This is a genomic window from Blautia sp. HA3515 (assembly GCF_059933065.1).
In genome coordinates this window covers 1-13,387 of the sequence record NZ_JAYFUY010000022.1, presented here as the reverse complement: position 1 = coordinate 13,387, position 13,387 = coordinate 1, and the positions used below count along the sequence as shown (strand labels likewise).

Annotated in this window: 14 protein-coding genes and 3 pseudogenes; 13 read left to right on the top strand and 4 right to left on the bottom strand. The window is 41.5% G+C overall.

Annotated features, from left to right (window positions below; genetic code table 11):
* The first annotated feature begins 49 nt into the window (after positions 1-49).
* The 7 genes from R1Y93_RS01010 (at position 50) to guaA (ending at position 6,331) form a co-directional block, all read left to right on the top strand.
* Positions 50-415, top strand: a complete 366-nt coding sequence (locus tag R1Y93_RS01010; RefSeq protein WP_500821299.1) for a response regulator — start codon at positions 50-52, stop codon at positions 413-415.
* 128 nt (positions 416-543) lie between these two features.
* Positions 544-1,236: a response regulator transcription factor gene (locus R1Y93_RS01005; protein WP_500821298.1), complete on the top strand. Its 693-nt coding sequence runs from the start codon at positions 544-546 to the stop codon at positions 1,234-1,236.
* A 383-nt stretch (positions 1,237-1,619) separates the two neighbouring features.
* Positions 1,620-2,048 (top strand): hypothetical protein, encoded by a 429-nt coding sequence (locus R1Y93_RS01000; protein ID WP_500821297.1) that lies wholly within the window; start codon positions 1,620-1,622, stop codon positions 2,046-2,048.
* Positions 1,954-2,820, top strand: coding sequence for a sensor histidine kinase (locus tag R1Y93_RS00995; RefSeq protein WP_500821300.1), 867 nt, complete (start codon positions 1,954-1,956; stop codon positions 2,818-2,820). The genes R1Y93_RS01000 and R1Y93_RS00995 overlap by 95 nt, the downstream gene beginning before the upstream one ends.
* Positions 2,811-3,713, top strand: coding sequence for an ATP-binding cassette domain-containing protein (locus R1Y93_RS00990; protein ID WP_500821296.1), 903 nt, complete (start codon positions 2,811-2,813; stop codon positions 3,711-3,713). Before R1Y93_RS00995 ends, R1Y93_RS00990 begins: the two co-directional genes overlap by 10 nt.
* Positions 3,697-4,464 carry an ABC transporter permease gene (locus tag R1Y93_RS00985; RefSeq protein WP_500821295.1) on the top strand — a complete coding sequence of 256 codons (768 nt, stop codon included), beginning with the start codon at positions 3,697-3,699 and terminating at the stop codon, positions 4,462-4,464. Before R1Y93_RS00990 ends, R1Y93_RS00985 begins: the two co-directional genes overlap by 17 nt.
* Positions 4,465-4,786: 322 nt before the next feature.
* Positions 4,787-6,331 (top strand): glutamine-hydrolyzing GMP synthase, encoded by a 1,545-nt coding sequence (gene guaA / locus R1Y93_RS00980; protein WP_500821294.1) that lies wholly within the window; start codon positions 4,787-4,789, stop codon positions 6,329-6,331.
* Positions 6,332-6,423: 92 nt separating this feature from the next.
* Here the strand turns inward: guaA and R1Y93_RS00975 are convergent, their stop codons facing one another.
* The 4 genes and pseudogenes from R1Y93_RS00975 to R1Y93_RS00960 all read right to left on the bottom strand — a co-directional run bounded on the left by R1Y93_RS00975 (position 6,424) and on the right by R1Y93_RS00960 (position 8,316).
* A complete protein-coding gene (locus tag R1Y93_RS00975) occupies positions 6,424-6,783 on the bottom strand; it encodes a hypothetical protein (protein ID WP_500821293.1) in 360 nt (119 codons plus the stop codon).
* Positions 6,758-7,570 (bottom strand): ParA family protein, encoded by an 813-nt coding sequence (locus R1Y93_RS00970; protein ID WP_500821291.1) that lies wholly within the window; start codon positions 7,568-7,570, stop codon positions 6,758-6,760. The genes R1Y93_RS00975 and R1Y93_RS00970 overlap by 26 nt, the downstream gene beginning before the upstream one ends.
* A pseudogene (locus R1Y93_RS00965) lies at positions 7,479-8,046 on the bottom strand (helix-turn-helix domain-containing protein). Before R1Y93_RS00965 ends, R1Y93_RS00970 begins: the two are co-directional and overlap by 92 nt.
* A 24-nt stretch (positions 8,047-8,070) precedes the next feature.
* On the bottom strand, positions 8,071-8,316 hold the full coding sequence (locus R1Y93_RS00960; RefSeq protein WP_500821290.1) for a hypothetical protein: 246 nt from the start codon (positions 8,314-8,316) through the stop codon (positions 8,071-8,073).
* Positions 8,317-8,528: 212 nt separating this feature from the next.
* On the opposite strand from R1Y93_RS00960, the gene R1Y93_RS00955 reads away from it, so the two are divergent.
* The 6 genes and pseudogenes from R1Y93_RS00955 to R1Y93_RS00930 form a co-directional block, all read left to right on the top strand.
* Complete coding sequence (locus tag R1Y93_RS00955) at positions 8,529-8,723, top strand: DNA-binding protein (RefSeq protein ID WP_500821289.1); 195 nt, start codon at positions 8,529-8,531, stop codon at positions 8,721-8,723.
* 15 nt (positions 8,724-8,738) lie between these two features.
* Positions 8,739-9,599, top strand: coding sequence for a tyrosine-type recombinase/integrase (locus R1Y93_RS00950; RefSeq protein ID WP_500821288.1), 861 nt, complete (start codon positions 8,739-8,741; stop codon positions 9,597-9,599).
* Between the two features lie 52 nt (positions 9,600-9,651).
* A complete protein-coding gene (locus tag R1Y93_RS00945; RefSeq protein ID WP_027090283.1) occupies positions 9,652-10,437 on the top strand; it encodes a ParA family protein in 786 nt (261 codons plus the stop codon).
* 38 nt (positions 10,438-10,475) lie between these two features.
* A pseudogene (locus tag R1Y93_RS00940) lies at positions 10,476-11,973 on the top strand (helicase-like domain-containing protein); the annotation flags it as partial.
* 100 nt (positions 11,974-12,073) lie between these two features.
* Positions 12,074-12,280: a hypothetical protein gene (locus R1Y93_RS00935; RefSeq protein WP_012744284.1), complete on the top strand. Its 207-nt coding sequence runs from the start codon at positions 12,074-12,076 to the stop codon at positions 12,278-12,280.
* Positions 12,281-13,010: 730 nt separating this feature from the next.
* Positions 13,011-13,387 (top strand): annotated as a pseudogene (locus tag R1Y93_RS00930) (CHAP domain-containing protein); the annotation flags it as partial.

Here is a 13,387-nt window from a genome sequence, read left to right as displayed (position 1 = left end):
TGGATTTGATAAAATAAGCCCTGTAAAAAACAAAAGGGGCTTATTTTTTATGGAAAAGAAAAGTGGAAAAATTTTGTTCCTGGAGGACGAGGCTGTTATCCGGGAGGTTTTATGCGAATATATGAAGATAAGTGGATATGAGGTAACAGAGGCTGAAGATGGTGACCAGGCACTGCAGTTACTGAGAACTTCAGAAGTCTGTTTCGACATGGCTATATTGGATATTATGGTGCCAGGACCGGATGGACTCCAGGTACTGGCGTATATACGCAGCCGATGGCCGGAGATGCCTGTGATTATGCTGACAGCTCTTGGGGATGAGAAAACCCAGCTGGATGCTTTTAATGCCTATGCAGACGATTATCCTGCCCATCTGCTTTTGCTTGGGGTACTGCGATTGACTGTGCTGGCATGAAAATGCAACTTTAGCTCATGCATGGGGTCTGTTTGGAACTTTCATAATAAAAATATAGTATCTTCATACGAACTTCATATGGATTTGATAAAATAAGCCCTGTAAAAAACAAAAGGGGCTTATTTTTTATGGAAAAGAAAAGTGGAAAAATTTTGTTCCTGGAGGACGAGGCTGTTATCCGGGAGGTTTTATGCGAATATATGAAGATAAGTGGATATGAGGTAACAGAGGCTGAAGATGGTGACCAGGCACTGCAGTTACTGAGAACTTCAGAAGTCTGTTTTGACATGGCTATATTGGATATTATGGTGCCAGGACCGGATGGGCTTCAGGTATTGGCATATATACGCAGCCGATGGCCGGAGATGCCTGTGATCATGCTGACGGCGCTTGGAGATGAGAAAACCCAGCTGGATGCCTTTAATGCCTATGCAGATGATTATGTGATCAAGCCGGTATCACCGGTGATCCTTTTGAAGCGTATGGAAACTATCCTGCGAAGGGCAAGGCGTGGAAAAGAAAACAAAGAAACATCAGGGCTGGTGATCAGCCAGGAAGCCTGTCAGGCATATTTTAATGGAAGGTCACTGGAACTTACAGTCAGTGAATTTCTGCTGCTGGATACCCTTTACCAGGAACCGTCCAGAGTGTTTACCAGAGAGCAGCTGATCCTGCGTATTTATAATGAAGATTATATAGGAAATGACAGGATCATAGATGCACATGTGAAGAACTTGCGAAAGAAGCTGCCTGTGAACTGCATCCGGACAGTGATCGGTATGGGCTACCGCTTCAGGAAGGGGGATGAAGATATCTTATGAAGCTGTCAAAAAAGACCTTTCTGTACAGTATTGTAATTGCCAGTATTTTGGCAGGAATGCTTCTCCTTTACTTTGTGTGTATGCTTCCCTCACTTTACGTGTCTCATAAAAATGACAGCAATCTGGAGTATCTGTTACAAAGCTTTCCCAGGATTTTATGAAGAGTCGAAGCTATGAGAACCTGCAGGTGGATAATCCGATGAATACGGTAAGCCTTATCTTGCCAGAGGATAAAAATCAGGTCCTCTTAGAAGGAAAGGGAATCCATTTGCAGGTAGAAACCAAGGATCCGGAACTGATCCGAGGAATTAAATAAAGTAAAAAAATACCTGAAAGATCCGGAAAAAATAGAAGAGATCGATGAGGATACTTTTGATCTGGATATGCTGACGGAAAAGTTATTTCCAAAGCTGCAGGATACAGAGGAATATCCGCTGCAGGTTCAGTGGAGTGTGGACCAGCTGGCACGTAAGCTTACTTATCGAAATCTGAAGGTGCATACGGTTTCAGATAATCTGACAGTTTATGAAGCGGCTGCTAAGGATGGGGAAAATCAGTATGTTACTTATATTGCGCTTGGAGATGAGGAGGACTGCCAGATCCTTACCCTGGTGTCTCTGATCATGCCACAGATGCAGGATATGAGCGGAGTGGTCCTTAATAGTGTACCCATGATCGTGGCAGTGATATTTCTGGTGGTTTTGCTGGCTTCCCAGTATTTTTCCGGAAAGATTCGTTGCTCCGATCATCCGGCTTTCCAGATATGCATCACAGATACGCCAAACAGGCGACAGAGAACTTGCACCCTTTGATGTACAGAGAAAGGATGAGATTGGCGAACTGGGGGTATCACTGAATCAGTTGTATGCAAGACTTGGAGAAAATTATCGTGCTCTTGAATCTGCTAACCGAACCCTGGAAAAAGAAAATAAGCGGCAGGAGGTTTTTATGCGTGCCTCTTCCCATCAGCTGAAAACACCCGTGGCAGCAGCTATGCTTCTGATTGACGGCATGATCGATGAAGTGGGGAAATATGCAGATGTAAAAACCTATCTTCCTCAGGTGAAGGGTAAGCTTATGGAAATGCGGGATATTGTAAACAATGTGCTGTATCTGAACCATTGTACAGAAGACCTGGAGGAAGGGCCTGTGGAGCTGTGGATCGTGATTGGAAGAATTGCAGAAAAGTATAAGATCCAGATGGAGAAAAAAGAACTTATATTCCAGAATTTAGATCCTTCAGATGGAACAGGAATCCTGCAGACGGATAGAGAAGTGCTGTCCAGGATCCTGGATAATCTGATTTCCAATGCAGTTGCATACACAGCAAAGGGTGGAAAGATCCAGATCACTTATACAAAGTATGGGCTGAAGATCCGCAATGGGGAGGCTCATGTCCCTGAGGAGATTCTTCCTCATGTGTGGGAACCCTTTGTAAGCAGTAATTTAGAAAAGAAAGGAAAGGGACTGGGACTTTATATTTCTGCATACTATGCAGAGGTGCTGCATCTGAAACTGACCATCAGTAATACAGAAGATGGTGTGGAAACCAGTCTGGAACAGGAGGAAAGGGTATGCTGTTGAAAATCAATCATTTGGAAGTAAGGTATGGACGTCAGGAAAAACCTGCATTGTCCATTGAAAGGTCAGTTGTTTTTGAAGAAGGAGAGCGGATCGGTATCATTGGCTCTAATGGAGCAGGAAAGACTACTCTGGTAAAAGCGTTGCTTGGGCTTGTAAAGTACAGGGGGAGCATTACCACAGAACTTCAGCCAGAAGAAATGGCGGCGCATCTGCAGTTTAATGAATATGTGAATACCATGTCAGTGAAGCATATCATGGAAGCAATCCTCAATACTGATATCAGGAAAAATAAAAAGCTGCAGGAACTGATTGAGTACTTTGAATTTGCCCCCTGTCTCGGAAAAAGGTACAAAGCTTTATCCGGAGGTCAGAGACAACGTTTTACCATCATTATGGTAATGATGCAGGATGCACCTCTCACCTTTTATGATGAAGTAACGTCAGGACTGGATTTTGAAACAAGGCAAAAGTTGATGGAAATGCTTATGAAATGGTATCAGGATAAAGAGAATACCCTTTGTATTGTGTCGCATTATTATGAGGAACTGGAGCTTCTGGCAGATAAAATCCTTATCCTGGAGCAGGGCAAACTTGTGGATTATGGGGATAAAAAAGAACTGTTCCATAAATACTGTGGAAAATCCATTATTATTACAGATAATCAGGAAAAGAACCGGGTGCTTTTAAAGGATTTTCCCAAGTTGGCATCTCCGGAGCATCTGATCGCTGTATCCTGCAGTACTGTAGAGAATGAGAAAATAGTAGTCGGATGTTTGATCCAGAACAATGTTAATTTCAAGCGAAGCAATAATGATATTGAAATGATGTATATGAATGCAAAAACCAGATTTAATGAAGCAGAGGGGGAAAAAAGTAATGAAGAGAAAAATTGACATTTCTCTGATCAGTTATGAAATACGAAATGTGCTGGGGGATTTTTTTGTGCCCTTTTTCGGAATCGTATTTCCGGTGCTTATGCTGATTCTCATCACAAAAGCAGTTGCCGCTGATGTGTCGGCCAAATATGTACAGGAAGCTAATACAAGCGTTTTTATTATGATGAGTATGCTGATCCCTATGGCTGTAGGACTTCTGGGTTATGCTTCAGGCTATTCAAAGGAACTGGAAAAAGATATTCCCTTAAGGATGCGGCTATTTGGAATTCCTGAAAAAACTCTGTTCGGATCAAAAGCGATCGCACAGCTGATTGTTATTACAGCAGGACTTATACTATATACGGCAGCAGGATATGCCAGCCTTGATCTTCTGGTCCCTGACGTAAAGGCGGCAGTCAGCCTGGTGATCTGTTTGTATATATTGGGATTGATCTTTTTGATCTTTTCACACAGTATAGCCACATTGACGGGAAAATTTGGACCAACCTATGCGATTACCATGACCTTATATTTCGTAAGTATGATGCTGAGCGGTATGATGGGAATTAAGAATGATCAGCTTCCAGGCGTTCTGAAAAGTGTTGCAGCACTTCTGCCAATGAGTTATATAAGCAATGATTTTATAGATTTCTGGAAAGAAGGCAGTTATAATTACATGCCTTTGCTGCAGGCTTTTTTGTTTACAGGGGCTGCGGCAGGGATCCTGCTGATCTTTGCAAAAAGAAAGACAAAAGCATATAGAAGCTGAGGATATTTTCCCTATAAAAGAAGGAGGGCCGGACCCTATGGCCCGGCGAGTATGAAAAAGAAAAAGTTTATCTATATGATGAAAAAGCTTTCGCTTTATTTGCTTATTAATATACCGGTAAATTGTGATGGAACTGTGAGGAATCGTTGAAAAAACAATGAGGAAATTCTAAAAAACTTATAAATTTTAGGCTTTTCATTGAATTTTAGATATTGTAAAACGCTCTATACTCTTTTATAATATGACACGGATAAAGCTTCGAGGACAGAAAAGGTTTCGGGAAAGCCAATAAGTCCCCAATATGGACCATAGGAGGAAACCAATGAACAGAGAGACAGTCGTTGTACTTGATTTCGGTGGACAGTATAATCAGCTGATCGCACGTCGTGTCAGAGAATGTAACGTATACTGTGAGATTTATTCTTATAAGACAGATATTGAGAAGATTAAAGCAATGCAGCCAAAGGGGATTATCTTTACTGGTGGTCCTAACAGCTGCTATACGGCGGATGCCCCTACCTATACAAAAGAGATCTTTGAACTGGGTGTACCGGTTCTTGGAATCTGTTACGGTGCGCAGCTTATGATGCATCTGTTAGGCGGTAAGGTTGAAAAAGCACCAGTTCGTGAATACGGAAAAATTGAAGTAAATGTAGACACAGCATCCAGACTGTTTACAGATGTTTCTCCCAAAACTATCTGCTGGATGAGCCATAATGACTACATTTCAAAACAGGCACCAGGCTTTGAAATCTGTGGATGGACTAATGACTGTCCTGTGGCAGCAGTCCAGAATGTGGAGAAAGGCCTGTATGCATTACAGTTCCACCCGGAAGTGCTTCATACAAAAGAAGGTCGTAAGATGCTGTCCAATTTTGTATACAACATCTGTGGCTGTTCCGGAGACTGGAAAATTGATTCTTTTGTAGAAGAATCCATCAAAAATATTCGTGAAAAAGTAGGGAACGGCAAGGTTCTCTGTGCTCTGTCAGGTGGTGTGGATTCGTCTGTGGCAGCAGTCCTTTTATCAAAAGCAGTAGGCAATCAGCTTACCTGTGTTTTTGTAGACCACGGTCTGCTCCGCAAAAATGAAGGCGATGAAGTAGAAGCTGTGTTCGGACCAGAAGGGCCATATAATCTGAATTTTATTCGCGTAAATGCACAGGAACGATTTTACGAAAAGCTGAAAGGCGTAGAAGAGCCGGAAAGAAAGAGAAAGATCATCGGTGAGGAGTTCATCCGCGTTTTTGAAGAAGAGGCAAAGAAGATCGGTGCTGTAGATTTCCTGGTACAGGGAACTATTTATCCGGACGTTGTGGAGAGTGGTGTAGGAGGAGAATCCACAGTGATCAAATCCCACCACAATGTAGGCGGGCTTCCGGACTGTGTAGATTTTAAAGAAATTATCGAGCCGTTAAGAAACCTGTTTAAAGATGAGGTTCGCAAGGCAGGCCTTGAACTTGGCATTCCGGACTACTTGGTTTATCGTCAGCCATTCCAGGGACCAGGACTTGGCATTCGTATCATTGGTGATATTACACCTGAGAAAGTTAAAATGGTTCAGGATGCAGATGCGATCTGGCGTGAGGAAATCGCCAATGCAGGCTGGGACAAAAAAGTGAATCAGTACTTTGCAGCCCTCACAAATATGCGCTCCGTAGGTGTTATGGGGGATGAACGTACTTATGATTATGCAGTTGCCCTGCGTGCGGTCACTACTACCGATTTCATGACTGCTGAATTTGCCGAAATTCCCTGGGAGATCATCGGAAAAACCACTAGCCGTATTGTGAATGAAGTAAAAAATGTAAACCGCGTATTGTACGACTGTACCGGAAAACCCCCTGCAACGATTGAGTTTGAATAGTAAACAGAGAGCCGGGAAGCCGCATAAACAGCGGACTTTCCGGCTCTTAGTATGTGTCGTGATACATTTTTGATACCTGTATGGCAAATAAGTTAATTCGTAACTCTAATAATGCGATTTGCAAAATCTGTGAAAGTATTATTAAAATCATCACGATTTTTTTTCATGTTAGTCCATACTTTTCCTGATTTTTCAATTTGTTCCTGTGTTAACAGAAATACAGGAGTATTATGTAATTGGGATTGAGCTATTAAACTGTTAAAGTCAGCAATATTGATAAGATTATAATTTTCTGTACAGTAATCACTTAAATTAGGAGCAATCATATTATTTTTTTGTAAAACAGGAACTAGCTTGTTGGAGACCAGTTGATTTATATCTGTAATCCATTCAGAAAATGCTTTTACAGGTGAACCATTTCGGGGTCTATATTCGTTGCTGAATTGTTCCAATAAATTTTGGTGAAGTCGCTTTCATTTTATATGTTGCAGATTTGAAGATATCATTTTCTCTTAACTTTTGATAGGTAGTATTCCACCTAGGAAATACTTTGGTTAAAGATTCAATAGCCATGTAGCAAAAGTAATCTGGTGCACAAGGTATAATAAAGTAATCGCTTTCCATTAAAATATTGGCATTCGTAGAAGAAATACTAGGACTCATATCTAATAAAATATATTCAAGGTCGTATTTATCAGCTGTTAATTGCAAGAGGTTTTCTGAAGCACCAGGGACATTTCTGAACATAACTATTGATCCTGTTAAGTTTTCGGCTATATTAAATGTGGCATCATATTCTGAAAAATCTATGTGTCCAGGAAGCAAAAATAGATTAGGGTTGTCCGCAAATTCATAACAGGTAGCAGGTTGTAAAGGTTCTGGTTTATTATCAAAGATAGGCGATAAAGAATCTTTGATATTATAATTGTTCTTCTCGTAAAAGATGGATAGTTTGTTTTCTTTATCGGTATTGAGACACAGTCCTGTTAAATTACACTGTGGGTCAGTATCTACAATTAAAGTTTTATGTCCCATTTCAGCTAATTTCCAGCCTAGGTGGAATGCAGTTGTAGTTTTGCTAACGCCTCCCTTGTTATTAAAGAGCGAAATAGTTTTTGCCATAATAAAATCTCCTTTGCATTTAAATTTATTTTCTCCATTGATAGCTGCTATTTTTCTTGTCATGTCCTTTTTCATCAATACTACTGCTGGAAGCAGGCCAGTTGATTTTCCATTCAAAGTATTCGTCCTCTGAAATCTCTCCGCTTTTTAGCTGTTCTTTCCGCAAACACCATTCACGCAGAAATTCATTTACCAGACCATAATCAATCCACATACCGACAGGGGCATGAGCAGGCCATTCGTCACTATCATTATAGCGAACAGACTTATCATCAGAAGCGTTGCACTTGCCGGGATTGCGGACAAGCTGGAACAGATGAAAGGTATTGCGGTCGTTCCTCGTCAAGCCAGAAAAAAGTCTGCATAATGTCCTCGGCGCAGCCGGGGGCTTCGGTAATAAAATTGATATAGTTGACATTCAAAATTTTGGCAATTTCCATGAGAGTATCTTTTTTGGGAACACGATAGCCGGATTCATATTGTGCTACACGAACATCAGCGTTGCGTTCTTCATATCCCAGCTTCAAGCCTAGTTCCCGTTGTGTTAACCTCCGAAATGTGCGGATTCTCTTAATTCGTTCTCCTAGTATCATAATTTTGTATCCTTTCCTTAAACTTTACAAATTACATACCATAATCCATTCTTCTTCGTTTCCCTGTACAATATCAAAACCGATTTGTTGCTCAACTTCTGCGATTAATGCGAAATCAGCTTTTGATGCCCCGAAGCGGTCAACATAAATTTGTAATTCGGGAGAAGCGATAATATTTTTCGGTAGCGGCTTTATACCGTCTGGAATAAAAATAGCTTCGTATAGAAATTCATTCAATAGAGGATATTCCATTACCGTCATTTCTCGCATCGTGGTATTCCATAAAGCTCTCCTGTGAAAATAGTTATCCCGTTTCCTACATTGTAGCATACCTAAAATAATACGGCAACAAAAACTTATCAAAAATGCTAAATTTAATAAAAAAGATAAACTTAACAAAAAAGCTATTGACAATAGCGGAAATGTTAAGTATACTGAAAATATAGAACTTAACAAAAAAGTTAAAAATCCAAAAGGAGGACATGTATTTGAAAAATGATTTATTTGTAACAGCCGGAGAAGTGGCGCAGGACTTAGGCATTTCCAAACCATTTGCTTATAAGCTGGTGCGGCAGATGAACGAAGAACTGGAAGCAAATGGTTTTATCACAATCGCCGGACGAGTGAGCAGAAAATACTATGAAGAAAAATTTTATGGCATGGCACAGGCGAATTAGGAAAGGAGTGAGATTATGGCAGCGTACAAAGACGAACAGCGGGGAACATGGTATGTGTCCTTTCACTATTATGACTGGACTGGTAAGAATTGCCGGAAAGTTAAGAGGGGATTTAAGACCAAACGGGAAGCAACAGAGTGGGAACGGCATTTCCGTATGAAAGAAGCGGCTGACTTGGATATGACTTTTGAGGAATTTGTTCAGGCATACACAAGAGATATGAAGCCGAAACTGAAACACAATACCTGGCTGACGAAAGAGCATATCTTGAGGACAAAGCTACTGCCCTATTTCAAGGATAAGAAAATGCGTGATATTCGTCCGAAAGATATTATCCAGTGGCAGAATGAACAGATTTCCTATCGTGATGAAAAAGGAAAGCCCTATGCTCCGACTTATTTGAAAACTCTGCAATCAGAATTGAGTGCACTGTTTAATCATGCGGTACGGTTCTATGAACTGAAAAGCAATCCTGTTGTAAAGGCGGGGCCGTTGGGAAAGGGAAAAGCGGAGGAAATGTTGTTCTGGACAAAAGAGGAATATCTGAAATTCATTGAAGCGGTAAAGGACAAACCATATTCCTATCATGCGTTTCAGATATTGTACTGGTGCGGTTTACGAGTGGGCGATGATGATGATAAAATAAGACTAAATCAACGGAAACCCAGTAAATACAAGGGGTTGAGGCGATTTGGTCCTGAAAAAAACTTGCAACGAATCAACAAATTTATGAAGGAAAGGCCTATCTTTTATAAAAACCTTATTCAGATGAAAGAAAATATTCGCTTTTATCTGAGATGCTTTTACTGTATCACGAAAGTGATGATATTACAATTTAATAGCGAAAACAGGACCGAATTAGCTCGTAATGGATGAAAATCTGTTTAGCTGATTCGGTCATTTTTATTGATTGAAAGGTGATGAAAAAATGGCTAGAATTATTTCTATTGTAAACCAAAAAGGGGGAACTGGAAAGTCCGCATGTACAGCTAATTTAGCAGTAGGATTAGCACAAAAAAATATGAAAGTGTTAATCGTTGATGCCGATCCACAGTCTGATGTATCCGCAGGATTTGGATATCGTGATTGTGATGACAGTAATGAAACACTTACAGTTCTTATGGATGCAGTAATGAAAGATGAAGATATTCCTTCCGACTGTTATATCAGACATCAGGCAGAGGGGATAGACATTATCTGTTCTAACATTGGACTGGCAGGTACGGAAGTACAGTTGGTAAATGCAATGAGCAGGGAATATGTATTGAAACAGATTTTATATGGTATCAAGGATCAATATGATGCAGTCATCATAGATTGTATGCCATCATTGGGAATGATTACGATTAATGCGCTGGCTGCATCGGATGAAGTTCTCATTCCGGTTGAAGCGTCCTACCTACCAATCAAAGGATTGCAGCAACTGTTAAAAACAATCGGCAAGGTCCGTAAGCAGATCAATCCGAAGCTGCAAGTAGGAGGTATTTTGTTTACGATGGTCGATGCTCATACGAATGATGCCAGAAATAATATGGAGCTTCTCAGAAATGCATATGGAAGTCAAATCCATATCTTTGATAATTATATTCCATTTTCTGTAAGAATGAAGGAAGCAGTCAGAGAAGGACAGAGTATTTTCTCTTATGATCCGAAAAGCAAAGCTACAGAGGCTTATCGGAGAGTGACGGAGGAGGTGCTAGAAGATGCCATCTAAAAAAAGAGCAACTCCCGTTTCCTTACAGCCGCTTGATGCATTGTTTGGAACAAACGAAGAGTCAATCAATGGAATTAGCAACCAAGAAAGATTTTGAACCGGCGAACCGGAAAAAGTTCTGTGCCAGAATCGCTATGGGAAATTATGATGCCATTATCATTGGACATTCTCAGTTTGAGCGTATTCCAATCTCTGATGAGAGGCAGGAAGCCATGTTGCGGAAGCAGATTGATGATCTGGAAATGGCAATCCAGAGTGCAAAGTATGAACAGGATGGTGGACGTTATACTGTCAAACAGATTGAAAAGACCAGAAAGACACTGCAGACAAGGCTGGAAAAACTGAATCAGAAAGAGAAAAAAGATCAGGTAGTTACGTTTGAAGAACTGGGAGTGGATCATTTGTATGTAGATGAAGCACACAGCTATAAAAACGCATTCCTTTATACAAAAATGAGAAATGTAGCCGGGATTGCACAGAACGAAGCACAGAAGTCAGCAGATATGTTCAATAAATGTCAGTATCTGGATGAGATTACCGGAGGAAAAGGCATTACCTTTGCTACGGGCACACCGATCAGCAATAGTATGACGGAATTATATGTTATGCAGCGGTATCTGCAGAACAGCAAACTGCAGAATATGGGACTTGGATTGTTTGATTCCTGGGCTTCCACTTTTGGAGAAGTTGTCACGAGCATCGAACTTGCACCGGAAGGAACAGGATATCGAGCAAAATCAAGATTCGCCAGATTCTATAATATCCCGGAACTGATGAATATGTTCAAGGAGATTGCAGATATAAAGACTTCCGATCAGTTAAAACTTCCTGTGCCGGAAGCGGAATATGAAACAGTGGTGCTGAAACCAACGGAACAGCAGAAAGAAATCGTAGAAAGCCTTGGAGAACGTGCAGAAGTTGTCAGAAATGGTGGGGTAGATGCCTCCGTTGATAATATGCTGAAAATCACCAATGATGGAAGAAAGTTAGCACTGGATCAGCGTTTAGTGAACGAATTATTGCCAGACAATCCGGAAAGCAAGATATCAGTCTGTGCAGAGAAAAGCTATGAAATCTGGAAAGACACAGCAGCACAGAAATCAGCACAGTTGATTTTCTGTGATTTGAGTACACCGAAAGGCGATGGCAGTTTCAATGTTTATGATGACTTGAAGCAGAAACTGATTGGGAAAGGTGTACCGGAAAAAGAGATTGCTTTTATTCATGATGCAAATACAGAAGCTAAGAAGACGGAGCTGTTTGGAAAAGTGAAATCCGGACAGGTTCGCTTTTTTGATTGGTTCTACAGCAAAGATGGGTGCAGGAACCAATGTGCAGGATCGTCTGATTGCGTTGCATCATCTGGATATTGGCTGGAAACCATCTGACTTGGAACAGAGGGAAGGACGTATTATCCGTATAATGAATGTAAATGCGATAAAAGAATGTCGCCTGTTATGCGACTTCCAAATGAGAAAAGTGTGTTATTCTGAGATCAAACAAGAGGCTAATAGAGTCAGGAGGATGACATTATGAGTAAAAAAGGATATAGCAGACCAGGATTCTTTGGATCCATAAACCATTATGATGCAAACGGAAAAAAGTAGGCGAGAGCAGACCAGGATTCTTTGGTGGTATGAACGACTATGATGCAAATGGAAAGAAAATCGGACATAGTTCGCCTTCCTTTTTTGGTGGTATGAATCATTATGACAATAACGGGCATAAAGTAGGTGAGAGTCGACCAGGATTCTTTGGCGGTTTAAACCATTATGATGACAAGGGGCATAAGCGGGGGCATAGCAATCCAGGATTTTTAGGTGGATTCAATCATTACGGTTAAAACTGCACAGAGAGCAGCACAAGCGGCAAGGGCTGCGGCAAAAGCCGCCGTGGTTACGGTAAAGGCGATTGCCAAAGCGACCGCACTTGCCATTAAAGCGATTATTGCCGGAACGAAAGCCTTGATTGCCGCTATCGCCGCAGGCGGCTGGGTGGCGGTTTTGGTTATTATCGTGATTTGCCTGATTGGTATGATCCTCGGCTCAGTATTTGGCATTTTCTTCTCAGACGAAGATTCCGGCACTGGAATGAGTATGCAGACCGTTGTGCAGGAAATCAATACCGAATACGATACCAAGCTGCAAGAGGAAAAGAACTCGGTATCCTATGATGTTCTTGAAATGAGTGGCAGCAGAGCCGTTTGGAAAGAGGTGCTTGCCGTTTACTCTGTAAAAACGAATACGGATCAAGATAACCCCCAAGAGGTTGCCACAATGGACGATGGCAAAAAGCAACTCTTAAAAGACATCTTTTGGGAGATGAATCAAATATCTTCCCGAACAGAGAGCAAGACCGAAACAGTTATTACCGAAACCGATGACGGACACGGTAATATCGTGGAAACTGAAAGCACGGTCACACAAACCTATCTGTATATTACCGTCAGCCACAAGACTGCCGAGGAAATGGCGGCGCAATATGGTTTTAACGAAGAACAGAAAGGCTACCTCGCTGAACTGCTTGCAGATGAAAACAATTACCTTTGGTCACAGGTGCTTTACGGCATTACAGGCGGCGACGGACAGATCGTGACCGTTGCACTCTCTACTGGTTGGCGATGTGGGCGGTCAGCCGTATTGGTCGTGGTACGGTTTTAACTCCCGTGTAGAATGGTGTGCTTGCTTTGTATCTTGGTGTGCCAACGAGTGCGGCTATATCGACGCTGGAGTTATCCCAAAATATGCAGGCTGTGTCAACGGAGTACAATGGTTTAAGGATCGTGGACAATGGCTGGATGGACAGCGCCGAGCCTGCCCCCGGAATGATTATTTTTCTTCGATTGGGCAGACGAAAGTGGTCAGGATGGATTATCCGACCATACGGGTATTGTTCAAAAGGTCGAAAACGGCAAGGTTTATACGGTCGAGGGCAACTGCGGCGACAGTTG

Bases quoted from the DNA above. Each gene is read 5' to 3' on its own strand.
- R1Y93_RS01010 (WP_500821299.1), top strand. From the start codon at position 50: ATGGAAAAGAAAAGTGGAAAAATTTTGTTCCTGGAGGACGAGGCTGTT.
- R1Y93_RS01005 (WP_500821298.1), top strand. From the start codon at position 544: ATGGAAAAGAAAAGTGGAAAAATTTTGTTCCTGGAGGACGAGGCTGTT.
- R1Y93_RS01000 (WP_500821297.1), top strand. From the start codon at position 1,620: ATGCTGACGGAAAAGTTATTTCCAAAGCTGCAGGATACAGAGGAATAT.
- R1Y93_RS00990 (WP_500821296.1), top strand. From the start codon at position 2,811: ATGCTGTTGAAAATCAATCATTTGGAAGTAAGGTATGGACGTCAGGAA.
- R1Y93_RS00985 (WP_500821295.1), top strand. From the start codon at position 3,697: ATGAAGAGAAAAATTGACATTTCTCTGATCAGTTATGAAATACGAAAT.
- guaA (WP_500821294.1), top strand. From the start codon at position 4,787: ATGAACAGAGAGACAGTCGTTGTACTTGATTTCGGTGGACAGTATAAT.
- R1Y93_RS00960 (WP_500821290.1), bottom strand. From the start codon at position 8,316: ATGCGAGAAATGACGGTAATGGAATATCCTCTATTGAATGAATTTCTA.
- R1Y93_RS00955 (WP_500821289.1), top strand. From the start codon at position 8,529: ATGTATTTGAAAAATGATTTATTTGTAACAGCCGGAGAAGTGGCGCAG.
- R1Y93_RS00950 (WP_500821288.1), top strand. From the start codon at position 8,739: ATGGCAGCGTACAAAGACGAACAGCGGGGAACATGGTATGTGTCCTTT.
- R1Y93_RS00945 (WP_027090283.1), top strand. From the start codon at position 9,652: ATGGCTAGAATTATTTCTATTGTAAACCAAAAAGGGGGAACTGGAAAG.
- R1Y93_RS00935 (WP_012744284.1), top strand. From the start codon at position 12,074: ATGAACGACTATGATGCAAATGGAAAGAAAATCGGACATAGTTCGCCT.